The organism is Mycobacterium sp. NGS64 (assembly GCF_059812245.1).
This window is the reverse complement of the sequence record NZ_JCALCI010000001.1, coordinates 1,416,170-1,442,075: the sequence shown is the minus strand read 5'-3', so window position 1 is coordinate 1,442,075 and position 25,906 is coordinate 1,416,170. Positions and strand designations below refer to the sequence as shown.

Annotated in this window: 23 protein-coding genes; 7 read left to right on the top strand and 16 right to left on the bottom strand. The window is 70.0% G+C overall.

Annotation, left to right across the window (positions count from 1 at the left end):
- Together fadD12 and AC5Y4S_RS07210 are read left to right on the top strand one after the other, a co-directional pair.
- Positions 1–1,632, top strand: a complete 1,632-nt coding sequence (gene fadD12 / locus AC5Y4S_RS07215) for an acyl-CoA ligase FadD12 (protein WP_500032190.1) — start codon at positions 1–3, stop codon at positions 1,630–1,632.
- Entirely contained in the window at positions 1,632–2,900 is a 1,269-nt protein-coding gene (locus AC5Y4S_RS07210; RefSeq protein ID WP_500031443.1) for an alpha/beta hydrolase, read from the top strand. The genes fadD12 and AC5Y4S_RS07210 overlap by 1 nt, the downstream gene beginning before the upstream one ends.
- Before the next feature lie 30 nt (positions 2,901–2,930).
- Here AC5Y4S_RS07210 and AC5Y4S_RS07205 read toward each other — a convergent pair whose 3' ends face one another.
- The 9 genes from AC5Y4S_RS07205 to AC5Y4S_RS07165 all read right to left on the bottom strand — a co-directional run bounded on the left by AC5Y4S_RS07205 (position 2,931) and on the right by AC5Y4S_RS07165 (position 13,392).
- Positions 2,931–4,319: a WS/DGAT/MGAT family O-acyltransferase gene (locus AC5Y4S_RS07205; protein ID WP_500031441.1), complete on the bottom strand. Its 1,389-nt coding sequence runs from the start codon at positions 4,317–4,319 to the stop codon at positions 2,931–2,933.
- A gap of 51 nt (positions 4,320–4,370) precedes the next feature.
- Complete coding sequence (gene whiA / locus AC5Y4S_RS07200) at positions 4,371–5,348, bottom strand: DNA-binding protein WhiA (protein WP_156766912.1); 978 nt, start codon at positions 5,346–5,348, stop codon at positions 4,371–4,373.
- Positions 5,345–6,370: a YvcK family protein gene (locus AC5Y4S_RS07195; protein ID WP_500031438.1), complete on the bottom strand. Its 1,026-nt coding sequence runs from the start codon at positions 6,368–6,370 to the stop codon at positions 5,345–5,347. The genes whiA and AC5Y4S_RS07195 overlap by 4 nt, the downstream gene beginning before the upstream one ends.
- Positions 6,367–7,242 carry an RNase adapter RapZ gene (rapZ, locus tag AC5Y4S_RS07190; RefSeq protein WP_068100617.1) on the bottom strand — a complete coding sequence of 292 codons (876 nt, stop codon included), beginning with the start codon at positions 7,240–7,242 and terminating at the stop codon, positions 6,367–6,369. Before rapZ ends, AC5Y4S_RS07195 begins: the two co-directional genes overlap by 4 nt.
- Positions 7,239–9,182, bottom strand: a complete 1,944-nt coding sequence (gene uvrC, locus AC5Y4S_RS07185) for an excinuclease ABC subunit UvrC (protein ID WP_500031436.1) — start codon at positions 9,180–9,182, stop codon at positions 7,239–7,241. Before uvrC ends, rapZ begins: the two co-directional genes overlap by 4 nt.
- A gap of 1,305 nt (positions 9,183–10,487) precedes the next feature.
- Positions 10,488–11,120, bottom strand: a complete 633-nt coding sequence (locus AC5Y4S_RS07180) for a hypothetical protein (protein ID WP_500032189.1) — start codon at positions 11,118–11,120, stop codon at positions 10,488–10,490.
- Between the two features lie 54 nt (positions 11,121–11,174).
- Positions 11,175–11,585, bottom strand: a complete 411-nt coding sequence (locus tag AC5Y4S_RS07175) for a PH domain-containing protein (protein WP_068100732.1) — start codon at positions 11,583–11,585, stop codon at positions 11,175–11,177.
- A gap of 50 nt (positions 11,586–11,635) precedes the next feature.
- The gene (gene ribH, locus AC5Y4S_RS07170) at positions 11,636–12,118 is read right to left on the bottom strand and encodes a 6,7-dimethyl-8-ribityllumazine synthase (protein WP_068126446.1); all 483 of its coding nucleotides are present in this window, start codon (positions 12,116–12,118) and stop codon (positions 11,636–11,638) included.
- Positions 12,115–13,392, bottom strand: coding sequence for a bifunctional 3,4-dihydroxy-2-butanone-4-phosphate synthase/GTP cyclohydrolase II (locus AC5Y4S_RS07165; protein WP_068100611.1), 1,278 nt, complete (start codon positions 13,390–13,392; stop codon positions 12,115–12,117). Before AC5Y4S_RS07165 ends, ribH begins: the two co-directional genes overlap by 4 nt.
- A 192-nt stretch (positions 13,393–13,584) precedes the next feature.
- On the opposite strand from AC5Y4S_RS07165, the gene AC5Y4S_RS07160 reads away from it, so the two are divergent.
- Positions 13,585–13,956: an Mtp family mycobacterial-type pilin gene (locus AC5Y4S_RS07160; protein ID WP_500031433.1), complete on the top strand. Its 372-nt coding sequence runs from the start codon at positions 13,585–13,587 to the stop codon at positions 13,954–13,956.
- A gap of 55 nt (positions 13,957–14,011) precedes the next feature.
- On the opposite strand, the gene AC5Y4S_RS07155 is transcribed toward AC5Y4S_RS07160, so the two are convergent.
- A complete protein-coding gene (locus AC5Y4S_RS07155) occupies positions 14,012–14,617 on the bottom strand; it encodes a riboflavin synthase (RefSeq protein WP_500031431.1) in 606 nt (201 codons plus the stop codon).
- A gap of 84 nt (positions 14,618–14,701) precedes the next feature.
- Between AC5Y4S_RS07155 and AC5Y4S_RS07150 the strand changes: the two genes are divergently transcribed.
- A complete protein-coding gene (locus tag AC5Y4S_RS07150; RefSeq protein ID WP_500031429.1) occupies positions 14,702–15,409 on the top strand; it encodes an LppX_LprAFG lipoprotein in 708 nt (235 codons plus the stop codon).
- Positions 15,406–16,968: an MFS transporter gene (locus tag AC5Y4S_RS07145; protein WP_500031428.1), complete on the top strand. Its 1,563-nt coding sequence runs from the start codon at positions 15,406–15,408 to the stop codon at positions 16,966–16,968. Before AC5Y4S_RS07150 ends, AC5Y4S_RS07145 begins: the two co-directional genes overlap by 4 nt.
- Positions 16,969–16,974: 6 nt before the next feature.
- Here AC5Y4S_RS07145 and ribD read toward each other — a convergent pair whose 3' ends face one another.
- Positions 16,975–18,003 (bottom strand): bifunctional diaminohydroxyphosphoribosylaminopyrimidine deaminase/5-amino-6-(5-phosphoribosylamino)uracil reductase RibD, encoded by a 1,029-nt coding sequence (gene ribD / locus AC5Y4S_RS07140; protein WP_500031426.1) that lies wholly within the window; start codon positions 18,001–18,003, stop codon positions 16,975–16,977.
- 104 nt (positions 18,004–18,107) lie between these two features.
- On the opposite strand from ribD, the gene AC5Y4S_RS07135 reads away from it, so the two are divergent.
- Positions 18,108–19,292 (top strand): RNA-guided endonuclease InsQ/TnpB family protein, encoded by a 1,185-nt coding sequence (locus tag AC5Y4S_RS07135; protein WP_500031425.1) that lies wholly within the window; start codon positions 18,108–18,110, stop codon positions 19,290–19,292.
- 48 nt (positions 19,293–19,340) lie between these two features.
- On the opposite strand, the gene rpe is transcribed toward AC5Y4S_RS07135, so the two are convergent.
- Genes rpe through fmt form a run of 3 tightly spaced genes read right to left on the bottom strand, consistent with a single transcriptional unit; the run spans position 19,341 to position 22,361 of the window.
- Complete coding sequence (gene rpe / locus AC5Y4S_RS07130; protein ID WP_500031424.1) at positions 19,341–20,039, bottom strand: ribulose-phosphate 3-epimerase; 699 nt, start codon at positions 20,037–20,039, stop codon at positions 19,341–19,343.
- Between the two features lie 28 nt (positions 20,040–20,067).
- Positions 20,068–21,435 (bottom strand): RsmB/NOP family class I SAM-dependent RNA methyltransferase, encoded by a 1,368-nt coding sequence (locus AC5Y4S_RS07125; RefSeq protein WP_500031423.1) that lies wholly within the window; start codon positions 21,433–21,435, stop codon positions 20,068–20,070.
- A complete protein-coding gene (gene fmt / locus AC5Y4S_RS07120; RefSeq protein WP_500031421.1) occupies positions 21,432–22,361 on the bottom strand; it encodes a methionyl-tRNA formyltransferase in 930 nt (309 codons plus the stop codon). Before fmt ends, AC5Y4S_RS07125 begins: the two co-directional genes overlap by 4 nt.
- A gap of 100 nt (positions 22,362–22,461) precedes the next feature.
- Between fmt and AC5Y4S_RS07115 the strand changes: the two genes are divergently transcribed.
- The gene (locus AC5Y4S_RS07115; RefSeq protein WP_500031419.1) at positions 22,462–23,289 is read left to right on the top strand and encodes a class I SAM-dependent methyltransferase; all 828 of its coding nucleotides are present in this window, start codon (positions 22,462–22,464) and stop codon (positions 23,287–23,289) included.
- A gap of 38 nt (positions 23,290–23,327) precedes the next feature.
- On the opposite strand, the gene AC5Y4S_RS07110 is transcribed toward AC5Y4S_RS07115, so the two are convergent.
- Both AC5Y4S_RS07110 and AC5Y4S_RS07105 read right to left on the bottom strand, forming a co-directional pair.
- Positions 23,328–23,816, bottom strand: coding sequence for a MarR family winged helix-turn-helix transcriptional regulator (locus AC5Y4S_RS07110; protein ID WP_068100593.1), 489 nt, complete (start codon positions 23,814–23,816; stop codon positions 23,328–23,330).
- A 123-nt stretch (positions 23,817–23,939) separates the two neighbouring features.
- Positions 23,940–25,904 (bottom strand): primosomal protein N', encoded by a 1,965-nt coding sequence (locus AC5Y4S_RS07105; RefSeq protein ID WP_500032188.1) that lies wholly within the window; start codon positions 25,902–25,904, stop codon positions 23,940–23,942.
- Positions 25,905–25,906 lie beyond the last annotated feature (2 nt).

Genomic DNA, 25,906 nt, shown 5'->3' with positions numbered 1-25,906 from the left:
ATGGACGAGGCCCTCGGCATTTTTGGGACACTACGGCGCGCCGGGATGATCGCGCCGATGCGCCCCGACCGCTACCTCAGGATCGCCGCGGCGATGCGCCGCGAGGGCATGAGCATGACCGTGGGCTTCGCCAGCGCGGCGCAGCGCTGCCCGGACCGTCCCGGCCTGATCGACGAGCTCGGCACGCTGACCTGGCGGCAGCTCGACGAGCGGATCAACGCGCTGGCGGCCGCGCTGCAGGGATTGCCTGCGGGGCCGCCCAAGGTCGTCGGGATCATGTGCCGCAACCACCGCGGTTTCGTCGAGGCCGTGGTGGCCGTCAGCCGGATCGGCTCCGACGTGGTGCTGCTCAACACGTCGTTCGCCGGGCCGGCGCTGGCCGAGGTGGTCGGCCGCGAGGGCGTCGACGCCGTCATCTACGACGAGGAGTTCACCGAGACGGTGGACCGGGCGCTGGCCGACACACCCGACGCCACCCGCATCGTCGCGTGGACCAGCGGGCAGCACGAATTGACGGTGGAGAAGCTCATCACCGACCACGCCGGACTGGGGGCACCTCCCGCTCGCGGGGGACAGCCTCGGCGCGGCAGCCGCAAGGGCCGGATGATCCTGCTCACCTCGGGCACCACCGGAATGCCCAAGGGCGCCAACCAAACCGGCGGCAACGCGGGGATCGGCACGCTCAAGGCCATCCTGGACCGCACGCCGTGGCGGGCCGAGGAAAACATCGTGATCGTGGCCCCGATGTTCCACGCCTGGGGCTTCTCGCAATTGATCTTCGCCGCGTCGATGGCCTGCACGATCATCACCCGGCGCAAGTTCGACCCGGAGGCCACCCTCGACCTCATCGACCGGCACCAGGCGACCGGCCTGGCCGTCGTGCCGGTGATGTTCGACCGGATCATGGAGCTGCCGCCCGAGGTGCGAAACCGCTACAGCTGCAAGTCATTACGCTTCGCCGCAGCCTCCGGTTCGCGGATGCGACCCGATGTCGTCATCGCGTTCATGGACCAGTTCGGCGACGTCATCTACAACAACTACAACGCCACCGAGGCCGGCATGATCGCCACCGCCACCCCGGCCGACCTGCGGGCGGCGCCGGACACCGCGGGCAAGCCGGCCGGCGGAACCGAAATCCGGATCCTGGACAAGGAATTCAACGAGTTGCCCACCGGCGAGGTCGGCACCATCTACGTCCGCAACGACACCCAGTTCGAGGGCTACACCTCCGGCACCACGAAAGACTTCCACGCCGGGTTCATGTCGTCGGGCGACGTCGGATACCTCGACGACGCCGGGCGCCTGTTCGTCGTGGGGCGCGACGACGAGATGATCGTCTCCGGCGGCGAGAACGTCTACCCGATCGAGGTGGAGAAGATCCTGGCGGCGCACCCCGAGGTCGCCGAGGCCGCGGTGATCGGCGTGGACGACGAGCAGTACGGTCAGCGGCTGGCGGCCTTCGTGGTGCTGGCCCCGGGCGCGTCCGCCACGGTCGACACGCTCAAGCAACACGTGCGCGACAACCTGGCCAACTACAAGGTGCCCCGCGAGATCGCCATCCTCGACGAGCTACCCCGCGGCAGCACCGGCAAGATCCTGCGCAACGAGCTGCTGTCCCGGGTCGGCGGCTGATGCGGCTAGCCCGCACGCTGCGCAAGCCTCGCCCGTTGGCGCGCGCGGCGGTCGAACTTGCCAACGCCGCCAATGGATTACGGCCGCTGGCCCGCAAGGGCTACAGCACCGTCCTGGTGTTCTGGTTCGGCTGGCCGACGTCGGAGGTGCCCGGGGTGTACTTCACCGCCTCGCTGCTGGACGCGCTGCGCCGCGGGCGCCGCGGCGACTTCGCCGGGCGGCGCGGCAAGGCCGCGCTGGCGCTGACGGCCGCGTCCTGGGCCATCCTGGGCGTGATCCGGTATCGCGGCGTCACCACGCCGGGCCCGGTGCTGGAGGCGGGCCTGCGCGAACAACTGGGGCACGACTACGCCGAGGCGCTGGAGGCGCTGCCGCACACGAAGCCCACCCGCAGCGGGCGGCGCAGTCTGCCGCTGGGCAACACGGTGGCCCGCCGGCGCTACGTCGAGAAGACGAACGTGGTGTCCTACGGCCCGCACGGCCGCGCCAACCTGGCCGACATCTGGCGCCGCCGCGACCTGCCGCGCGACGCCAAGGCTCCGGTCCTGCTGCAGGTGCCCGGCGGCGCGTGGGTGATCGGGATGCGCCGCCCGCAGGCCTACCCGCTGATGAGCCACCTGGCCGCCCGCGGCTGGGTGTGCGTGTCGATCGGCTATCGGGTGTCACCCGTGCACACCTGGCCCGACCACATCGTCGACGTCAAACGGGCGCTGGCCTGGGTCAAGGAGAACATCGCGCGGTTCGGCGGTGACCCGGACTTCGTCGCGATCACCGGCGGGTCCGCCGGCGGGCACCTGGCCGCGCTGGCGGCGCTGACCCCCAACGACCCGCAATTTCAGCCGGACTTCGAGGAAGCCGACACCTCGGTGACCGCCGCGGTTCCGGTGTACGGGCGCTACGACTGGTTTTCCACCGAGGGCGAGGGCCGCCCGGAGTTCGTCGGGCTGCTCGAAAAGTACGTCGTCAAAAGGAAATTCGCGACGCACCGGCATATCTACACCGACGCCTCGCCGATCTGCAAGGTGCGCGACGACGCGCCGCCGTTTTTCATCCTGCACGGCCACGACGACTCCCTGATCCCGGTCGGCGAGGCGCAGGAGTTCGCCGAAGAGTTGCGCGGGGTGTCGAAGTCCCCCGTCGCCTACGCCGAATTGCCGCACGCCCAACACGCTTTCGACATCTTCAGCTCCCCGCGAGCGCACAAGTCGGCGGAGGCCGTCGCGCAATTCCTGTCCTGGGTGTACGCGAAGAATCCGCCCCGCCGCTAACGGGGGCGTCACGCCAGTCGGTCTAGCCGATCACTCCCGCGCCGCGGCCTTCTCCAGCTCGGTCAGCGCCGGCTCGATGGCGCGGGCCATCTCGTGGATGTCATTGGCGACTTCGGGGGTGGTGACAAAGCCGAAGTCCAAGTATTTCTCGTAGGAGAAGCAAGTGATGTTCAGGGCGATGTCCATGACGGGCGGGCCGAGCGGCACCAGCGACTCCAATTTGGCGCCCGCCATATACAGCGGCATCGGCGGGCCCGGGACATTGGACACGACGAGGTTGATGGGGGCCAGGTTGCGCGAGAGTCCGGTAGCGGTGTAGGCGCGGGCGGCCAGCTGCAGCAATCCCGGCGGCGTGGTCTCGGTAAGGCCCATGATCTGGTGTGCCGACAGCGCCTTGGCCATCCCTTTGGCGCTCTGGGTGCTTTCGTGGATGGCCATCAGCCGATCAGCGGGGTCTTCGATGTTGGTGGCCATCGACGCGGTCATCGAGCTGATCTTGTTGCCGATGTCGCTCTTGCTTTCGTCGGTGCGCGTCGAGACCGGGATCTGCGCAATGAGCGGTTTGGCGGGCAATTCGTCGTGCTTCATCAAGTACGTTCGGGCGGCCCCGGCCACGAGCGCCAGCACCACATCGTTGAGCTTGACGCCGAAGGCGTCCTTGACGGCCTTGGCACGGTCCAGCTCGACGCGGCAGCCGGTGATCCGCCGGTGCGGCGACACCGGTGCGTTGAAGCGCGTCTTGGGCGCTTCGAAGTAGCGCGGCGGCTTGCTGCTGACGCCCAGCGCGGCGACCTGCTGGCGCAGCGTCTGCTCCACCAGCCGGGCGACGCGGAAGGGCGTCTTGACGCCGACGTTGATCAGCGCGCCGATCGCGCGCCGCTCCAGCCCCGGAAGCTGGAATCCCACGAGCGACCCGACCGTCTCCGTTTGCGGCGGACGGGGTTCGGGTGTGACGTCGAGCAGGATTTCGCCGAGCCCGGCGCCCGAGACTCCGTCGACAATCGCGTGGTGCATCTTGGTCAGCGTCGCGACCCGGTTGCCCTTGACGTTCTCGATGACCCAGAGCTCCCACAACGGTCGGGAACGGTCCAGCTTGTAGGACATCAGCCGACCCACCAGCTCGTCGACCTCGCGCCTGCCGCCCGGGGCCGGAACGGCGATGCGACGGATGTGGAAATCGATATCGAGCTCTTCGTCCTCGACGAACCACGGCCGGTCCAGCCCGAACGGCGCGCCGGTGACCCGCCACCGCAGCTGCGGCAGCTCGGGCAGCCGCTCGATGATCAGCTCGCGGACGCGTTCAAAGCTGTATTCGGGGGCATCGGTGAGATCGCAGATCGCCAGCGCACCCACATGCATGTGCCAGCCCGCGGTTTCCGCAGACCAAAACGCCGCATCGACACTCGAAAGCCGCTTCATGCGATGACCGTAGCCCTCCCCCGACCGTCACGCCCAGCAATTTGCTGCTAGTTAAGCATCCTCCAGCAGGTCGGGCGTCACCGCCGACTCGGTGTCGGGGATTCCTTCGACCTTCGCCTTGCGGTCGGCCATCGACAGCAGGCGCCGAATCCGGCCGGCCACAGCGTCTTTCGTCATCGGCGGGTCGGCCAGGCGGCCCAGTTCCTCCAGCGACGCCTGCCGGTGCTCGACGCGCAGCCGGCCCGCCGACGCCAGATGGTCCGGGACGCCGTCGCCGAGGATCTCCAGCGCGCGCTCCACCCGGGCGGCCGCCGCGACCGCCGCCCGCGCCGACCGCCGCAGGTTGGCGTCGTCGAAGTTGGCCAGGCGGTTGGCCGTCGCGCGGACCTCGCGGCGCATCCGCCGTTCCTCCCAGACCAGCCGGGTGTCCTGGGCCCCCATCCGAGTCAGCAGGGCGCCGATCGCCTCACCGTCGCGCACCACCACCCGGTCCGCGCCGCGCACCTCGCGCGCCTTGGCGCTGACCCCCAGCCGTCGCGCGGCGCCGACCAGCGCCAGCGCGGCCTCCGGGCCCGGGCAGCTGACCTCCAGGGCCGACGAACGTCCCGGCTCGGTCAGCGACCCGTGCGCCAAAAAGGCCCCCCGCCAGGCCGCCTCGGCGTCGGCGACGCTGCCGCCGACCACCTGGGCCGGCAGCCCGCGCACCGGACGCCCCCGCATGTCGAGCAGCCCGGTCTGGCGCGCCAGCGCCTCGCCGTCGTTGGCCACCCGCAGCACGTACCGGGTGCTCTTGCGAATCCCGCTGGCGGACAACACATGCACGACGGCGTTGTATCCGTAGAGCTCGAAGATGTCCTTACGCAGCCGGCGCGCGACGTTGCCCAGGTCCACCTCGGCCTCGACGACCACCCGGCCGCCGACGATGTGCAGCCCCCCGGCGAACCTCAGCAGGGACGTGACCTCCGCGCGCCGCGCGCTGACCGATTTCACCACCAGGCGGCTCAGCTCGTCCTTGACTTCGGTCGTCATCGCCACGCGTCGTCACCCCTCGTCTCAACTTCGACCGGCAGCTGTGCGGTGGTCCGATCCAAAGGGGCTCCTCGACCTTTGTGACCCGCTCGGACCCCGTCCAGCGCCGCGGCGAGCTTGCCCGGGTCATGTAAAGGTGTACCAGGTCGGGCCACGTCAGCGAAGTGGACCTCGGCTTCCAGTAGCGTCGCGGTGCGGCGCAGTTGCTCGCGTTCGCGTTCGCTGGGCACCCGTTCGGCGTCGATGATGATGTCGTGCACGGTGAACCCGGGAGCGTGCTGGACCAGCACGTGCAGGTGGCGCTCCACCGAGAAGCCGGCCGTCTCCCCCGGCTCGGCCACCAGGTTGAGCACCAGCGCGCGCCGGGCGGTGGTGGCCCGCAGCGCCGTCGCCAGGCCCGGGACCAGCACGTGCGGGATCACGCTGGTGAACCACGACCCGGGTCCCAGCACCACCAGGTCCGCGGCCATGATCGCGTCGACGGCCTGCCGCGTCGCCGGCGGGTCGGGCGGCAGCAGCCGCACCCGCCGCACCTTGCCGGGCGTGGTCGCGATCGCCACCTGGCCGCGGATCAGCCGGAATATCCGCGGGTCGGCCTCCAGGCCGGACACGTCGGCCTCGATCTGCAGCGCGATCGGGCACATCGGCAACACCCGGCCCTTGACGCCGAGGATGCGGCCCAGTTCGTCCAGGGCGGCGACGGGGTCGGCCAGCACCTCGGACAGGCCGGCCAGCAGCAGGTTGCCGATCGGGTGCCCGGCCAGGGCGCCGGTGCCGCCGAATCGGTGCTGCAGGATGGTCGCCCACAGCCGGCCATACGGGCTGTCAGATGCCAACGCCGCCAAGGCCATTCGCAGGTCGCCGGGCGGGATCACGTCCAGCTCGCTGCGCAGCCGGCCGGACGAGCCGCCGTCGTCGGCGACCGTGACCACGGCGGTGACGTAGGGCGTCAGCCGCCGCGCGGCGGACAGCGTCGCGTACAGGCCGTGCCCGCCCCCCAGCGCAACGATGCCTTCGTTCATTCGCGACCCAGATCCCGATGCAGCACCCGCACCGTCAGCTGCGGGTTACCCCCCAGCCGCTGCATCAATGCCTCGGCGATCGCGACGCTGCGATGCTTGCCGCCGGTGCAGCCGATGGCGACCGTCATGTAGCGCTTGCCCTCCCGGCGGTAGCCGTCGACAACCAGGTTTAGCAATCGATGGTAAGCGTCGAGGAACTCTCCCGCGCCCGGCTGGCCCAATACGTAGTCGCGCACCGCGGGGTGCTGGCCGGTGAGTGGGCGCAAATCGTCCACCCAGTGCGGGTTGGGCAGGAACCGGACGTCCATCACCATGTCGGCGTCCATCGGTAGGCCGTACTTGAAGCCGAACGATTCGACGGTGACGGCCGTGGACGCGCCGGTGTCGCCGCCGAACGCGCGCTCGATGCTCTCCCGCAGGCCCCGAACCGACAGCGTCGACGTGTCGATGATCAGGTCGGCGGTGGCGCGGACCGGGGCCAGCATCCTGCGCTCGGCGGCGATGCCCTCGGCCAGCGTCTGGTCGCCTTGCAGCGGGTGGCTGCGCCGGTTCTGCTCGTAGCGGCGCACCAGCATGTCGTCGGACGCCTCCATGAACACCACGCGCGGGCTGATGTTGCGGGTGGCCAACTCGTTGCGCACCTCGTCGAGGTCGCCCGTGAAGCCGCGCGACCGCACGTCCATCACCACCGCCAGCTGGGTGATGCGCGAACCGGCGGCCAACCCGAAATCCACCATGCGCGTAATAAGCTGGGGCGGCAGGTTGTCGGCGACATACCAGCCGAGGTCCTCGAGCACTTTGGCCGCGGTGCCCCGCCCGGCCCCCGACAATCCCGTCACCAGTACGACGTCGATGCCGGCCTGACTGGTCACTGCGCGCCCTCGGGCTGTTCGGGTTTCAGCGCCTCGAGGACGGCCGTGGCCGTGGCCACGCCGATGCCCGGAACGGCGGTGATCTGGTCGACGGTGGCCTCCTTGAGGCGGGCTATCGATCCGAAATGCGTTACCAGTGCCTTGCGGCGATGCTCTCCCAATCCTGGCACTGCGTCCAGCGCTGACGCGGTCATTCGCTTGGATCGCTTGCTGCGATGGTAGGTGATGGCGAACCGGTGCGCCTCGTCACGCACGCGCTGCAAGAGGTAGAGGCCCTCGCTGTTGCGGGGCATGATGATCGGGTCCGGCTCCGAGGGCACCCAGATCTCTTCCAGCCGCTTGGCCAGGCCGATCACCGCGACGTCGGTGATGCCGAGCTCGTCGAGCACGGCGCTGGCCGCGTTGACCTGTGGCGCGCCGCCGTCCACGACGTACAGGTTGGGCGGATAGGCGAAGCGCCGCGATTTACCTTCGGCGGAAAGCATATTGGGGTCCTGCTGTTCGGAGAGGTGCCGCGCGAAACGGCGGCGGGTCACCTCGGCGATCGACGCGACGTCGTCGGAGCGTCCCTGCCCGGCCGCCTCCCGGATCCCGAAGTGGCGGTAGTCGGACTTGCGGGGCAGGCCGTCCTCGAACACCACCAGCGAACCCACCACGTCGGTGCCCTGCACGTGGCTGATGTCGACGCATTCGATGCGCAGCGGCGCGTCGGCCAGGCCGAGGGCGTCCTGAATGTTCTGCAGGGCGGCGGATCTCGCGTTGAAGTCGCCGGCGCGCTTCAGCTTGTGTTGCTGCAGTGCCTCTTTCGCGTTGCGCTGCACGGTCTCGGCCAACGCGCGCTTGTCGCCGCGCCGCGGCACCCTTAGGGTCACGCGCGAGCCGCGCAGGCCGGACAGCCACGCGGTCAGCTCCTCGGAGTTGGACGGCAGGCACGGCACCAGCACCTCGCGGGGCACCGGGTTGGCGGCCTCGTCGGCGGAGCCGCCGAGCTCGGCCTGTTCGCCGTAGAACTGCGTCAGGAATTGCTCGACCAGCCGCTCCTCGCCGGATTCGCCGGGGTCGCCGGACTTTTCGACGATCCAGCCGCGCTGGCCGCGGACCCGCCCGCCGCGCACGTGGAACACCTGCACCGCCGCTTCCAGCTCGTCGTCGGCGAAGGCAACCACGTCGGCGTCGGTGCCGTCGCCCAGCACCACGGCCTGCTTTTCCATGGCCCGCTTCAAGGCGCCCAGGTCGTCCCGCAGCCGCGCGGCCCGTTCGAAGTCGAGTCGCTCGGCCGCGGCGTTCATCTCGTGTTCCAGGTCGCGGGCGAAGCGGTCGGTCTTGCCGGACAGAAAGTCGCAGAAGTCCTCGACGATCTGGCGGTGCTGCTCGGCGCTGACCCTGCCGATGCACGGCGCCGAGCACTTATCGATGTAGCCGAGCAGGCACGGCCGGTCGATCTGCCTGTGCCGCTTGAACACTCCGGCCGAGCACGTGCGCGCCGGGAACACCCGGGTGAGCAGGTCCAACGTCTCCCGGATCGCCCACGCGTGCGAGTAGGGGCCGAAGTAGCGGACACCCTTGCGCCGCGGGCCGCGGTACACCATCAGCCGCGGGAACTCCTCGTTGAGGGTGACGGCCAGCACCGGGTAGGACTTGTCGTCGCGGTAGCGGACGTTGAAGCGCGGATCGAATTCCTTGATCCAGTTGTATTCGAGCTGCAGCGCCTCGACTTCGGTGTTGACCACCGTCCACTCGACCTTAGCCGCGGTGGTCACCATCTGGCGGGTGCGGGGATGCAGGGCGGCGATGTCCTGGAAGTAGGACGTCAGCCTGCTGCGCAGGCTCTTGGCCTTGCCGACGTAGATGACGCGCCCGTGCACGTCCCGGAAGCGGTAGACGCCGGGCTCGACCGGGATGGACCCGGGGGCGGGGCGATACGTTGCGGGATCTGGCACGTACCCAGGCTAGTAGGCCGGTAGGACGGCGGTTCCTCGTCGGTGTCGGGTGTCGGCGGCCCGGTTTGTGCCACGGAGGGCTGGCGCTAACGCGTAACACATCACCGAAGTCCAGCGATGTTGCCCGTAGCTGTGGGGATGGAGGCATGGCATGGGCGGGCGACGCATCGACGTGCACGGAGTTCACCCGCGCCCATGTCGGGTACATAGGCGAGGCGCCCAATGAATAAAGTTTGGCTCGTTCCGATAATGGTGTCCGGTGTGATTATTATTTTCCCGGCCCCGCGGGCCCACGCCGGCCTGTGTGATTATCCCGCCGTCCTGACCGGGGCCAACGTTTTCTTTGCCCAGGGCGCTTATTGTGATTGGCCCACCGAAATCAATGGATCACATTTGCACTGTGAGGCAGGGGGCCTGGCTGTCGACGCCGGCGCGGCTATTGCCGGGGGTGCCACTCTCGGCCTTGGCGGTCCGGGTGCCGGCGGTGTCAGTTGCACATGGCGGTGCCCCGACAACAGCATGGCACCGGCACCAAATCCCCCTGGCGCGTGGAAGTGGTATATGGTTCCCGTTCCGAATGCGTGCAGAGACCACATGGAACCGGCTGGATTTGCCAGCGCACCCGTTCTTCCCGGTGAGGGCATGCCAGTTCCGGCCCCACCTCCGGCAGCCGTAGGAGAACCGCCGGGAGGACCGGTGTTGCCGCCGCAAACACCGCAAACAGACCTTCCTTAATCCCGACAAAACGGCCGTGGGTCATCCGGGTCGGGTGGCGCGGGGCCAAAGTAGCTGGGCTGCTCCGCTTTTCGGGCTACGAGAGCTTCGTGTCTTCCAAGAATGCCCGTGCCGTCGAGCAGCTGTTGGTCCCGCCGGCCCAGAGGGTTCAACGTGTAGGCGGCTACCGCATTCGCAACGTCAATCACACCCGTCCCGGCTTCGGAGGATGTGCCTCTGTGCCCGCCTCAGAGCGACTGCCCCGGCGGCCGCGAGAATTGTCGCTCTGAGGTGGGCAAATTGTGGGCCGGCCGCAAGAGAGACGGGTATCAGATCGCTATTGGCGCAGTGGGCACGCCGCAGCGAATTTGCCCGGTCGAAGCGAGGCCGAGGTCATGAACGTCGAGTTCGACAGTCTGTCGCGTTCGGCACCCGAATTGCAGTCAGGCGCGAAGCGGTTCGTGGACGGTGCTGGCCGACACGGCTCCAGAGCGTGATGGTCGGCGGCCGCCCGAGACTCGGCGTTGCCTCGGAAGCGCAAGAATTCCGAACATGTGTACGCATGCCACGACCGTCCGGCAAGTTCTCGACTCAGGCGGTCCGGCGGTCGATCTGTGCCCGGCGCTTCGACGCCCAGTCCTTCATCGGAAATCCGGGCTTGCTGTCACACGCCGACAGCAACAGAGCCACCCGCGGTAACACCGCCAGCCCGTAGTCACACGTCCACTTCGGATGGGTCATCGTCCAGACCAGGACGCCGTCGTCGGTGGTGCCGAAGAAACTGAGCCGCATCGGCGGATACACCCCGGTGGGCGACGCACCGACGGCGTCGCCGTGGCATTTGGCTATGGCGGCGAAGCCCTTTGACACCACGTCGTGGGCCTTCATGGCCTTGTCGTAGACGTCGACCGATTCGGCGTAGAGCGCCGGGCCGCCGAAACGGTAGGCCGACTCGGCGTGCTCCGCTGAGCCGGGCGGCAGCAGCGGGGAACCTTTGAACAGCAAGGCCGCCGAGCATTCCGGTGGTCGGGCGCTGGTGAAGTAGTTGTCACCCACCGGGGTCGCCGTCGCCGAGCCGAACGGGGTGGAATCCCCGTCAGCCAACAGCAGCTCGCGCGCCGAGATGGACAGGTGGGCATTCGCGGGGACGCCAGGTTGGCCGGGAGCCCGCACCGCTCGACCCGCCACCGAGGTTGCGCAACCGCCCACCATCACCGCGGCCATGACCAGCGCGGATGCCGCCCATAGATCACGCGCCACCCGGTGATGGTACAGCGCTTAGCCGAGGTCCGGCCGATATCGCGCGACCAGGGACCGCACGGTGTCCATGGCCTCCACGGCGCGCTCCTTGTCGACGGCCTGGATCGCCATCAGGGGAACGTACTCGTCGTCGGGCAGGTCGACGCGCGCCCACCGCCGGCCGGGCGGAAACGACACGCCGGCCACATCGGCCCAGGGAATCAGCTTGTATCCGAACAGGTTTCGCACCGACAGCCCCGCCGGTCCCACCCGCAGCCGTGGGCGCGCGAACAACAGCACGCCCCCGGCGATCACCAGACCCAGGACGGCGACCGCCACCTGATCGGAGGTGTGGAAGATCACCCCGCTGGACTTGATCTTCAGCAGCAGCCCCACCACGATGTGCGCCGCGGCGATTAGAAACGCGGCGATGTAAACGAATAACGGCATGCGGTGGGGACGCAGCTCGACATCCCAGACCTCGCTGCTCGACGGCGAAGTCACGACCGAGCGCGCAGGTCACGCAACGTCAGCGCAGTGGCGAGAGCCGCCCCGGTGGCCTGGGCGCCCTTGTCCTCGGCCGATTCCGGAAGCCCGGCGCGGTCCAGCGCCTGCTCCTCGGTGTCGGTGGTCAGCACCCCGTTGGCCACCGGCGTCGACGCGTCCAGCGATACCCGCGTCAGCCCCTGCGTCACGGCGTCACACACGTAGTCGAAATGCGGTGTCTGGCCGCGGATTACAACGCCGAGGGCGACGACGGCGTCGTGGTTGCGGGCCAGTTCCTGTGCGATCACCGGGATCTCGATCGCCCCGATCACCCGGACCACCGTCGGGTCGTCGATGCCCGACTCGGACGCGACCTTGCGGGCACCGGCCAGCAGCGCGTCACAGATTTCCGCATGCCAGGTGCTCGCCACGATGGCCAGCCGCAGGCCCGAGGCGTCGAGCGGCGGCACGTCCGGAATGCCGGCACCACCACTCACAAAGCACCACCGAATTCGCCCGGCAGATGCACGGATTCGTGAAAGTCGTCCAGCCCGACCAGGTCGTGGCCCATTTTGTCGCGCTTGGTCATCAGGTAGCGGATGTTCTCGGCGTTGGCCCGCACCGGAAGCGGCACCCGCTCGATGATGTGCAGCCCGTAGCCGTCCAACCCGACCCGCTTGGCCGGGTTGTTGGTCAGCAGCCGCATGGAGCGCACGCCGAGGTCGACGAGGATCTGCGCGCCGATGCCGTAATCCCTTGCGTCGGCTGGCAATCCGAGCTTGAGGTTGGCGTCGACGGTGTCGTCGCCGGCGTCCTGCAGCTGGTAGGCCTGCAGCTTATGCATCAGGCCGATGCCGCGGCCCTCGTGGCCGCGCATGTACAGCACCACGCCGCGCCCCTCACGCGCGACCATCGCCATCGCGGCGTCCAGCTGGGGCCCGCAGTCGCAGCGGCGAGAACCGAACACGTCGCCGGTCAAGCATTCGGAGTGCACGCGGACCAACACGTCGTCGCCGTCGGCGTTGGGCCCGGCGATCTCGCCACGAACCAGCGCGACGTGCTCGACGTCCTCATAGATGCTGGAGTAGCCGATGGCGCGAAACTCCCCGTGCCGGGTCGGTATCCGCGCCTCGGCGATGCGCTCGATGTGCTTCTCATGTTTGCGCCGCCACTCGATCAAATCGGCGATGGTGATCAGCGCGAGGTCGTGCTCGTCGGCGAAGACGCGCAACTCGTCAGTCTGGGCCATCGAGCCCTCGTCCTTCTGGCTGACGATTTCGCAGATCGCGCCCGCGGGTTGCAGCCCCGCCATCCGGGCGAGATCGACGGCGGCCTCGGTGTGGCCCGGCCGGCGCAACACGCCGCCGTCCTTGGCGCGCAACGGAACCACGTGGCCGGGACGGGTGAAATCGTCGGCAACGCTGGCCGGATCGGCCAACAGCCGCATCGTCGTGGCCCGGTCCGAGGCCGAGATTCCGGTACCCACACCGTTTCTAGCGTCGACGGTGACGGTGTAGGCGGTCCCGTGCTTGTCCTGGTTCACCGCGTACATCGGCAGCAGCCCAAGCCGGTCGCAGATCGAGCCGTCCAGCGGTACGCACAGGTATCCCGAGGTGTAGCGGACCATAAAGGCCACCATCTCCGGCGTCGCCTTCTCGGCCGCGAAGATCAGGTCGCCCTCGTTCTCGCGCTCCTCGTCGTCGATGACGACGACGGCCTTACCGGCCGCAATGTCGGCAACCGCCCTCTCGACGGAGTCCAACCTCGTCATCTTGCTGCCTTGCTCTCGTAGTTGCATTCAGTATGAACCACCGCGCCGCCGCCGTTATTGCCACGGGTTTTCCGGCCGAACCGGTCACACGCCATAAGCCCGGCGTAAGCCCAAGCTATGAGCCACGTGTGAGGCGCCGCGCGGGACGGCGGAAGGCGTTTTGGGCTCGCCATTAAGGGAAATGTGAGGGGCATGAACACAAACACGCAAACCAAGACATGGGTCCGCCTGTGCACCGGTGCGTTGGCGGCCGGCGGGATGGCCGCGGCCGCGCTCGGGCTGACGTCCGGGACCGCCCAGGCGGCGCCTCCGCCGGCGCCCGCATACCACCACCACTGGTGCCCGGGCGAGCAATGGGATCCGGGTTGGGGCCCGTACCAGAACTGGAACAACTGCCGCGACTGGGACGACAACTATGGCGGCCCGGCCGGCTACGGCGCACCTCCGCCGTGGGCGCGGCCCATGCCCCCGCCGCCGCCGTGGGCGCCGTGGGCCCAGGTCGTCTGGAATGCCCAGTTCAATGACTGGGGCTACTGGGACGGCCCCAACTGGCGCGGCCTGTAGCCAGGCGCACCCTGATCCGAGAGCAGACCGCTGCAGCGATGTCACCCCGCCGCTGCTAGCGGTCTGCTTTCATTAATCGCTCTACATATTTGGCGATGACGTCGACCTCGAGGTTCACCTGGGTTCCAACGGGTGCACCACCGAGGGTGGTCAGTTCCCGCGTCGTCGGGATCAGCGAGACCTCGAACCAGTCCCGCGGCTCCGAGCCGAGTCCGGACACCGTGAGGGAGATGCCGTCGACGGTGATCGACCCCTTCTCGACGACGTAGCGGGCCACCGCCGCGGGCACCTCGATCCGCACGACCTCCCAGTTCTCGGAGGGCGTGCGGGCGACGATCCGGCCGGTACCGTCGACGTGCCCCTGCACGATGTGTCCGCCGAGCCGGCTGTTGACGGCCGCGGCGCGCTCGAGATTGACCCGGCTGCCCACTTGCAACTCACCCAGGTTGGACCGGTTCAGGGTCTCGCCCATCACGTCGGCGGTGAATCGGCCGTCCGGCAGCAGCTCGGCGACCGTGAGGCACACGCCGTTGACGGCGATCGAATCGCCATGCCCGGCGTCGCCGGTCACCATCGGCCCGCGGATGGTCAGCCGCGCGGCGTCATCGAGGACGTCGCGGCCGGTCACCTCCCCGAGCTCCTCGACAATTCCGGTGAACATTGCACCAGGTTAACGGGCCGATGGGCGGCCGAGGGGGCCCCGCGTTTCCCGAGCCGGTCACGGGCACCCTCTACGATGCAGGGTATGCCGACTCGCCACCGTCTATTGGCCGTCCTCGCTTCCCTGACTCTCGCCACCGCTCTAATCGCCGGTTGCTCCTCGGGCTCGAAGGTGAGCGGCGGGCCGCTCCCCGACGGCACGACCCTGGTCAAGCAATCCGCCGCAACGACCAAGAACCTTAAGAGCGCCCACCTCGTGATCAAGGTGAACGGAAAGATTCCGGGGTTGCCCATCAAGGTGCTGACGGGTGACCTCACCAACGCGCCGGCCACCGCCGCGTCCGGAAACGCCACGCTCACCGTCGGGGGGTCTGACATTCAAGCCGACTTCGTCGTCGTCGACGGCGACCTGTACGCGACGCTCACACCGAACAAGTGGAGCGATTTCGGGAAGGCGTCCGACATCTACGACGTCTCGGTGATCCTGAACCCGGACACCGGGCTGGCCAACGCGCTGAACAACTTCACCGATGCCAAGGCCGAGGGGCGCGACAACATCAACGGGCAGGACGCCGTCAAGGTCAGCGGGAAGTTCTCCGCGGACGCGGTGAACAAGCTCGTTCCGCAGTTCACCGCGTCGGGGCAGGTGCCGGGCACGGTGTGGATCCAGGAGAACGGCGACCACCAGCTGGTTCAGGCCAGCCTGGAAAAGAGCTCGGGCAATTCGCTGCAGATGAACATGTCCAACTGGGGCGCGCCGGTCAACGTCACCAAGCCCCCGGTGATCTCATGAGCGTTCGGGCCGGACGCCGCGTCGCGATCAGCGCGGGCAGCCTCGCGGTGCTGCTCGGGGCCCTCGACACCTACGTCGTGGTCACCATCATGCGCGACATCATGTCTGACGTCGGGATCCCGGTGAACCAGCTGCAGCGGATCACCTGGATCGTGACGATGTACCTGCTGGGCTACATCGCGGCCATGCCGCTGTTGGGCCGGGCGTCGGACCGGTTCGGCCGCAAGCTGCTGTTGCAGGCGGCCCTGGCCCTGTTCATCGTGGGGTCGCTGGTCACCGGGCTGGCCGGTCAGTTCGGCGACTTCCACATGCTGATCGCCGGCCGGACCATCCAGGGCGTGGCCAGCGGCGCGCTGTTGCCCGTCACCCTGGCGCTGGGCGCCGACCTGTGGTCGCAACGCAACCGCGCCGGCGTGCTGGGCGGCATCGGCGCCGCCCAGGAGCTCGGCAGCGTGCTGGGCCCGCTGTACGGCATCTTCATCGTCTGGTTGTTTCACGACTGGCGATACGTGTTCTGGATCAATGTCCCGCTGACGCTGATCGCGATGGTGATGATCCAGTTCAGCCTGCCCTCGCGCGATCGCACGGAGGCGCCGGAACGGATCGACCTGGTCGGTGGCCTGTTGCTGGCCATCGCGCTGGGGCTCGCGGTGATCGGCCTTTACAACCCCAACCCCGACGGCAAGCAGGTGCTGCCGAGCTACGGGTTGCCGCTGGTGATCGGCGCGATCGTCGCCGCGGTGGCTTTCGTGGTGTGGGAACGGTTCTCCCGAACCCGGTTGATCGACCCGGCCGGGGTGCACTTCCGCCCCTTCCTGGCCGCGCTGGGCGCCTCGTTGACCGCGGGCGCGGCGCTGATGGTGACGCTGGTCGACGTCGAGCTGTTCGGGCAGGGCGTGCTGCAGATGAATCAGAACCAGGCGGCCGGGCTGCTGCTGTGGTTCTTGATCGCCCTGCCGATCGGCGCGGTGCTCGGCGGCTGGATCGCCACCCGCATCGGCGACCGGATCATGATCTTCGTCGGCCTGCTCATCGCCGCCTACGGCTACTGGCTGATTCACTATTGGCGCGAAGACATATTGGGGCACAAGGTCAACGTCTTCGGGTTGTTCACCGTGCCGACGATCCACGCCGACCTGTTGGTGGCCGGCCTCGGACTGGGCCTGGTGATCGGGCCGCTGTCGTCGGCGGCCCTGCGGGTGGTCCCGGCCGCGCAACACGGCATCGCCTCGGCGGCGGTGGTGGTGGCCCGCATGACGGGCATGCTGATCGGTGTCGCCGCACTGACGGCCTGGGGTTTCTACCGGTTCAACCAGATCGTCGCCGGCCTGACAGCGGCGATCCCGCCGGACGCCACCCTGCTGGAGCGCGTGCTCGCCCAGGGCACCATGTACATCAAGGCCTTCGCGGCGATGTACGGCGACATTTTCCTGGTCACCGTCGGCATCTGTGTGGTGGGCGCGCTGCTGGGGCTGTTGGTCAGCGGGCGCAAGGAACACGCCGAGGAACCGGAAGTCGCCGAGGAGCCGGCCGAAGTCAACCCGGCACCCGCCCCCTAAGGGGCGCTAGCCGCCCTGCGGCACCAGGCTGAGCACCAGGTCGGGGCCGGCCCGGTCGATCCCGTCGAATTGCCAGCGCAGCGCCCGCGCGATGGTGGGCACCCCCACGTCGTCGACGGCGGTGATCGGGCCGCCCACCAGCGTCGGGGCCACGTAGGCCAGGATCCGGTTGACCGCCCCGGCGCGCAGGAAGGCGCCGGCGAGGGTGGGGCCGCCTTCGAGGAGGACGTCGGTGCGGTCCGACAGCGCCTTGATGACCTCCATGGGGTCGTGGGTGCGAATCACCATGGTGCGCGAATCGTCGTTGAGAACCTTTGCCTCGGGCGGTATTTCGCGCATGCCCACCACCACCCGCAGCGGTTGGCGGTTGGCCAGCGAGCCGTCGGCCAGCCGGGCGGTCAACGCCGGGTCGTCGGCCAGCACCGTGCCGGTGCCGACCACGATCGCGTCGGCGATGGCGCGCCGGCGATGCAGGTCCAACCGGGAGGCCTCGCTGGAGATCCACTGGCTGGTGCCGTCGGCGGCGGCGCTGCGGCCGTCAACGCTGCTGGCGTACTTCCACGTGACGTGCGGCAGCCCGGTGCGCACCTTGTGCAGCCACTCGCGCAGCGGCCCGGCGGCCACCTGGTCGGCCAGGATCCCCGACCGAACCTGCACGCCGGCGGCCTGCAGCCGGCCGGCGCCGCCGCCCGCGATCGCGTTCGGGTCGCCGACGGCATAGATGACCGTGCCCACCCTGGCCTCGATCAGGGCGTTGACGCAGGGCGGCGTCTTGCCGTAGTGATTGCACGGCTCGAGGGTGACGAACGCGATGCCGCCCGCGGCCAGACCGCCGGCCCGCCGCAACGCCAGCACCTCGGCGTGGTCGCCGCCCGCGGGCTCGGTGGCGCCGACGCCGACGACGTGCCCTTCGGGGTCGACGATCACGCACCCGACCGGTGGGTTCGGGTAGGTGGTGCCCTTGACCTGGTAGGAGTGTTCGATCGCCAGGCGCATGGCCGCGTCGAGGCTGTCGACCGACTGGGGCTGGTTCATCAGGTTGTTGCGGTGTGGAAACCCCTGGCTTGAGCCGGGGGAGGGAACGCCGCGTCTCTTTTCGGTGGGTGTGGGTTGTCGGTGGTGGCGGTTACATTGCGGGGATGTCGCGTTATCGGTTGTTTCCGACTGCTCGGCAGGCGGTGGTGTTGGTCGAGCATTGTCGTCACGCTCGGTATGTGTGGAACCTGGCGGTCGAACAGCAGCAGCACTGGCAGCCGGGTCGCCGAGCGCCTGGCTATAACGAGCAGTGCGCCCAGCTGACGGCGGCCCGCGCCGAATACGAGTGGCTGGCAGCCGGCTCGCAGACGGTGCAGCAGCAGTCGTTGCGCGATTTCGCCCAAGCGATGCGCAACTTTTTCAACGGCACCCACCGTCGCCCGACGTGGCGCAAAGCTGGTGTGCATGAGGGCTTTCGGCAGGTCGCTGTGAAGGCCCACCATGTGAAGCGTCTGAATCGTCGGTTCGCTCGGGTGTGGGTGCCCAAGGTCGGCTGGATCCGGTTTCGGCTGTCGCGGCCGGTTCCCGAGGGTGTTAAGTCCTACCGCGTCACCTGTGATCGGGCCGGGCGGTGGCACATCGCGTTCGCCCACGCACCGCAACCCATCCCGGGGCCCGCTGACGGCTCGGTGGTGGGCATCGACCGTGGCGTCGCCGTGGCGGCCGCCTTGTCGACCGGCGAACTGCTGCATGCGCCCGGCCTGAGCCGCGGCGAGGCCAAGCGCCTGAAGGTACTGCAGCGGCGCCTGGCCCGCGCTAAGCGTGGCTCTCACCGGCACGCTCGCACGAAACGCGCGATCGCGAAACTCAAGGCTCGCGAGGCCGACCGACGTAGGGACTGGGTCGAAAAGGCCACCACGGATATCGCGCACCGGTTCGAAACGATCCGCATTGAATCCCTCGACGTGCGCGCAATGACCCGCTCTGCGCGAGGAACCGTGGAAAAGCCCGGTGTAGGTGTCGGCGCCAAACGCGGCCTGAACCGCGGAATCAACCGCAGCGGTTGGGGCCTGCTCACTGCGCGCTTGCAGCACAAAGCGGTTGGTCGGGTTGAGCAGGTCCCGGCCGCGTACACGTCGCAGCGATGCGCCGTGTGTGGGCATGTTGCTCCCGCAAACCGCAAGAGCCAAGCGGTTTTCGAGTGCGAAGCCTGCACCGCGGGACCCTGCAACGCCGACGTGAACGCCGCGCGCAACATCGCCGCCGGACGGGCGGTGACAGCACGGGGAGACCTCGGCATTGGCCGGTCTACGAACCGTGAACCTCAACTCTGTCCTCCTGCCGCATAGGTCGTTGGATGGGTGTTGGAATCCTCTGCCTTCAGCCAGAGGAGGACGTCAAGCGCGCAGGTGCGGGGATGCGGCCGCGGCCTGCCGCCGCAGCGCCTCGACCGCGGCCTCCGGGTCTTCCGCCCCGTACACCGCCGACCCGGCGACAAAGCAGTCCACGCCGGCTTCGGCGGCCTGCTCGATGGTGTCCTCGTTGATGCCGCCGTCGATCTCGACCAGGATGGTCAACTCCCCCGCCTCGATCAGCTTGCGCGCGGCGCGCACCTTCCCGAGCACCTCGGGGATGAAGCTCTGGCCGCCGAAACCGGGCTCGACCGACATGATCAGCAGCGTGTCGAAGTGCGGCAGGATTTCGAAGTAGGGCTCCAACGGTGTGCCCGGTTTCACGCTGATCCCGGCCTTGGCGCCGGCGGCGCGGATGTCGCGGGCCACGCCGACGGGATTGTCGGTGGCCTCGGCGTGGAAGGTGACGTTGTAGGCGCCCGCCTCGGCGTAGGGCGGCGCCCAGCGGTCGGGATCCTCGATCATCAGGTGGCAATCCATCGGGATGGTGGTGGTGGCCAGCATGGCCTCCACCACGGGCAGGCCGATGGTCAGGTTGGGCACGAAGTGGTTGTCCATCACGTCGACGTGCAACCAGTCGGCACCGCGCACGGCGGCCGCTTCGTCGGCGAGTCGGGCGAAATCGGCGGCGAGGATCGACGGGGCGATCAGCGGTCCCGCGCTACTGCGAGGCATGAGCGCCACATTACTGAGCCAGGGGGCCAACCTCACTTCAGACGCGGCGCAGCGCCGCGGCAAACATCGCGTCCGTGCCGTGCCGGTGCGGCCACAGCTGGACCGTATTTGCCTCCCCGAGCCCGGTGACGGGGTCGAACAGCGGCCGGGTGTCCAGCCCGGACACCGGATGACGCCGCAGCGCGTCGCCAACCACCCCAACGGTTTCCGCGAGGTGCGGCGAACAGGTCGCGTACAGCACCACGCCCCCGGGCCGGGTCAGCGCGATCGCGGCGGCCAGCAGCTCGCGTTGCAGCTTGGCCAGCGCCGGCACGTCCGCGGGCCCGCGGCGCCACCGGGCCTCCGGGCGGCGCCGCAACGCGCCCAGCCCGGTGCACGGCGCGTCGACGAGCACCCGGTCGAAGCCGGGCTCGAGGCCGCTCTCCCGCCCGTCCACCCGAAGCACGTCGACCGGCAGCCCGCGGGTGTTCTCCTCGACCATGTCGGCGCGGCGCGGCGCCGGCTCCACCGCCGTGACACGGGCGCCCGACTCCGCGCCCAGCGCGGCCACCAGCGCGGTCTTGCCGCCCGGACCGGCGCACAGGTCCAGCCACCGCCCGGCGTCGCCGTCGACCGGCGCCAGCGTCAGCGCGCGGGCCACCAGCTGGCTGCCCTCGTCCTGGACCAGCGCGGTGCCGTCGCGCACGGGCGCCAGCCGTCCGGGATCCCCGCCCGGCAGGTACACCGCGTACGGCGAATAGCGGCCGACGGTGCCACCGACGGCCTCGGCCAGCTCGGCGGCGGTCAGCACCCCGGGCCGGGCCGCCAGGTGCACCTGGGGCCGCGCGTCGTCGCTTTCCAGCACCGCGTCGAGCTCGGTGGCGGCCGCGCCCAGGGCGTCGGCGAAGGCCTGCGCGACCCAGCGTGGGTGCGCGTGCACGAACGCGGCGTGCCCGACCGGGTCCCGCGACGGGTCGGGGGCCAGCTCGTCGACCCAGGACTTCTCGTCCCGCCCGGCGATGGTGCGCAGCACGCCGTTGACAAAACCCGCTCGGCCCGAATCGAATTCGATCCCGGCCTGCTCGACCGTGGTGGACACTGCGGCGTGTGCGTCGACCCGGGTGCGTAGCAACTGGTAGGCGCCGAGCCGGAGCAGGTCGAGCAGCACCGGGTCGATGGCTTCCGGCGGTCGCCCCGCGGCCGCGGCGATGATCGCGTCGAGCAGGCCGCGGGCGCGGCAGGTGCCGTAGGTGAGCTCGGTGGCGAAAGCGGCGTCGCGGCCGGTGATTCCGCGTTGGCGCAGCACCGCGGGCAGGGCCAGGTTGGCGTACGCGTCGCGCTCGCTAACGGCCCGCAGCACCTCGAACGCGGCGGCGCGCGCCGGGTCCAGCGGCCGGCGCCTCCTGGGGCGCCCCCGGTTGTTCACGACGCCCGGGCTGCGGGGTCGAGGCGGGCGCCGCGCGCCCAGTCCACGGCGTTCATGAACTTCTTGCCCGGCGGCTGAATCTGGCCCAGCCGCACCGGTTCCGAGCCCGTGCCGATCCACACGTTCTTGCGGTCCGCGTGAATGACGCCGGGCCCCAACGGCATTGGGGCCCCGTCGATCTGCACGGGCCCGATCTTGATGCGCAGGTCGCCGAACAGCGTCCAGGCGCCCGGGTTGGGCGTGACGGCGCGGATCCGGCGCTCCACCACGGGCGCGGGCAGCTCCCAGCGCACCCGGGCCGCTTCCACCGTGATCTTCGGCGCCATACTGACCCCGTCGGCCGGTTGCGGCCGCGGCGTCAGCGTCCCGTCGGCGATGCCGTCCAGCGTGGCCGACAACAGCGCCGCCCCCGAAAGGGCAAGGCGCCCAAGCAGATCGCCCGCGGTGTCGGTGGGCCGGATCGTCTCGGTGACGACGCCGTACACCGGCCCCGAGTCCAGGCTCGGCTCGATCCGGAAGGTGGTCGCCCCGGTGATGGCGTCGCCCGCGGCGATCGCGGCCTGCACCGGCGCCGCGCCGCGCCACGCGGGCAGCAGCGAGAAGTGCAGGTTGATCCAGCCGTGCGGCGGCACCGCGAGCAGGCCGTCGCGCAGCAGCGCACCGTAGGCCACCACCGGGCAGCAGTCCGGCGCCAGCTCCGACAGCTCGGCGACGAACTCCGGTGAATTGGGCCGCGTCGGGCGCAGCACCGGGATGCCGCGCTCGAGCGCCTCGCGGGCCACCGGTGACGGCTCCGGCTTGCCGCGCCGCCCGGACGCGGCGTCGGGCCGGGTCAGCACTGCGACCACGTCGTGCCGGGGCGAGTCGATGAGGGTGCGCAGCGCGGGCAGCGCGGGTTCGGGGGTGCCGGCGAAGACGAGGCGCACCGCACAAGTGTAGGAAGCACCGGATCTCCGCAGGACATGGCCAGGTTTCACACAGTTGCATCCGTATATTGTTTCTCATGACTACTATTCAGGAGGTTCGATGACGCTCGACACCGTGGACGCCAACACCCCAGACGACCTTGCGGCAACACATCGCGCCATGTGGGCGCTCGGGGACTACGCCCTGATGGCCGAGGAGGTGATGGCGCCGCTGGGCCCGGTCCTGGTCGCCGCGGCGGGTATCGGACCGGGCACGCGGGTGCTCGACGTGGCCGCCGGCTCGGGCAACATCTCGCTGCCCGCCGCCGCGACGGGTGCCGACGTCGTGTCCACCGACCTCACGCCCGAGTTGCTGCGGCGGTCCCAGGCGCGCGCGGCGGCGCTGGGGCTGACTCTCGACTACCGCGAGGCCAATGCGCACGCACTGCCGTTCGGCGACAACGAGTTCGACGCCGTGATCTCGGCGATCGGCGTGCAGTTCGCGCCCGACCACCGGCGCGCCGCCGACGAGCTGGTGCGGGTTTGCCGGCCGGGCGGGACGATCGGCGTGATCAGCTGGACCCCGGAGGGCTTCTTCGGCCGGATGCTGGCCACCATCAGGCCGTACCGGCCGAGCCTGTCGCCCGCCGTGTTCCCCGCCGCGCTGTGGGGCCGCGAGGGCTACGTCGCCGGCCTGCTCGGCGAGCGAGTCGGCCGCGTCACGACGCTGCGGCGCGACCTGAGGGTGAACCGGTTCGACAGCCCCGAGGACGTACACGAGTACTTCAAGCACCACTACGGCCCGACGATCGAGGCGTACGCCAACATCGGCCACAACCGGGTGCTGGCCGCCGAGCTCGACGCCCAACTGGTCGAACTCGCGCGCCGGTACCTACGTGACGGCGGCATGCGGTGGGAGTACCTGCTGGTCACCGCCGAGCGGGGGTGAACCTGCTACAGGTCTGCTACAGGTCCGCTACAGGTCTGCTAGAGGTCAAGGTCGGCGTCGAGGTGGACGTCGGGCTCGCCGCCGGCGGCGGTGAACGCGGTCAGGGCCCGCACCAGCCCGTGACGCTCCGGCGGCGGCATCTTCTCGACGATGGTCGCGATCTCGGCGCGCCGATACGCGGTGACCCGGCGCACGACCTCGCGTCCGCGCTTGGTCAGCGCGGCGAGCAGCTCGCGACGAGAGGTGGGATGCGGCAGGCGGTCGATCAGCCCGGCGGCGACCAGCCGGTCGACCATCCGGCCGGTGGCCGACGGCTGCACACCCAGCAGGCTGGCCAGCGTGGCCAGGTTGACCGGCCCCCGATTGGACAGGATCACCAGGGTCCGGAACTGCGGAATGGTGATGGTCTCGTCGACCTGGCTGATCGAGCGCGCTGAAATGGCCACCAGCAAACGCGAGGCGGTCAGCAGCGCGTCCGTGATCACGTCCAAAGACTCGTCGGCTGCCGTCGAGTTGTCCGCCACCATCGCGCCCCTCCTCCGGACATGCTCCCCGGTCCACCAGCAAAGCGTTGGAAGTGTAACAGCCTTCCAATGTCGAGCTCAGAGATTGTTTCCCACGAATACTATCGCCACAACGCAGATTCGGCGCTACCCGATGTGCAGCGGATCGATCTGCACCCGCGCCGGCTCGTGGTCTCCCCGCGCGCTGAGCACGCCGACGGCGCTGCGCAGGGCGGCCGCGAGCGCCAGGCCCTGCGCCCGCTGGACCCGCACCAACATGCGGGTCACCGACGCCCCGGCGGGGGTGCCGGCCGGGCGGCGCACGCCCGACGGCAGGTCCACCGGGCCCAGCAGGTCGGCGCGGAAATCCTCCCGACCGGGCAGCCGGGCCTGATCGAGCAGCGCCGCGACGGCGCCCGCCGTTCCGTCGACGGCGGCGATGTGCACGCTGGGCGGCAGGCCCACCTCGGCGCGCGCCGTCAGTTCGGCCTCCGCGTGTCCCACCGGATCCCAGCGGATCAGCGATTGCACTGTGGGAATGGACGATTCGGCGACCACCGTCACCACGCCGCCGTCGCCGCGGGCGCGCACCAGCGCGGCGGCGCTCATCCAGCGCCACAGGGCGTCCTCGGCGGCGCGCAGGTCTTGCCGGCCCAACAGCGCCCAGGTGTCCAGCAGCAGCGCCGCCCCGTACCCGCCCGCCGCCCGGGGCTCGGCGCCGGGAGTGGCGACCACCAGGGCCGGGCGGTCGGCAACCTCCGCCACGACGGCGTCGCCCGCCGAGGTGACGACCGGCGTGCCGGCGAAGGCGCGGCCGAGTTCCTCGGCGGTGCGGCGGGCCCCGACGACGACGGCGCGCACCGCGTCCGATCCGCAGCGTGCGCACCGCAGCGCCGGTTCGGCGCGGCCGCACCACCGGCATACGGCGCCGGGTCCCCTCTCCTGCAGTGCCAGCGGACCGGTGCACTGCCGGCATCGGGCGATCGCGCGGCAGCGCCCGCAGGCCAGCGACGGGACGTATCCGCGCCGGGGCACCTGCACCAGCACCGGCGCCCCGGCCTGAAGCGACGAGCGGGCGGCGCGCAGCGCGATGGACGGGATGCGCGCGGTGCGCGCCGCCGGGTCGCGTTCGTCGGCGTAGCCCGCGTCGTCCAGGGCGATCACCCGCGGGGTGCGGGCGCGCACCACCGGCCGCGCGGCGACGACGTCGTGCGCCCATCCGCTGCGCACCAGCGCCTGGGCCTCGGCGGTCCGCGCGTAGCCGCCGATGAGCGCCGCGCAGCGGGCCTGGTGCGCGCGCAGCATCGCCACCTCCCGGGCGTGCGGGTACGGCGCCCGCGGCTCGGCAAGGCTGTCGTCCGCGTCGGCCCACACCATGACCAGGCCCAGGTCGCTCAGCGGCGCAAACACCGCGCTGCGGGTGCCGATCACCAGGCGCGCTTTGCCGCGCAGCGCCGCCAGCCACCGCCGGTAGCGCGCGGCCGGGCCCAGGCCCGCCGACAGCGCCACCACGCACTCCTTGTCGATCCGGGTCGTCGCCGCCGCCCAGAGCGTGTCCAGGTCGCGCTGGTCGGGCACGATCGCCAGCGCTGACCGTCCCGTCCGGATGGTCTGGGCGGCGGCCTCGGCGAAGCGGTCCGCCCAGGACTCGCCGGGCAGCGCCTGCCAGACGGCCCGCGCCGCACGGGATTCGGCAAGCGCCCCCAGGAACTGCCCGCCGCGGCCGTAGGCCTGCCACGCCGACGGGTCGACGGCCGCCGGAAGCGGCGGCGCGGGCAACGGGAGCGTCGCCGCGGGCTCACGCTCCACCCGGGCGTGCCGGGCCGGCACCGCCAGGCGCAACACGTCGGGCCGGGTACCGGCGTAGCGCGCGGCGACCGCGTCGACCAGGCGCCGGATCTCCCGCGTCAGCACCGGTTCGGCCGACACGACGCGATCCAGCCAGCCCAGCTTGCCGGTGTGGTCGGTGTCGTTGCGGCGCTCGAGCAGGAACCCGTCGACCAGCCGGCCGTGGAACCGCACCCGCACCCGGACCCCGGGCTGGGCGTCGTCGGACTGCTCGGCCGACACCAGGTAGTCGAACTCGCGGTCCAGGTGCGGCACCGAGAGCATGG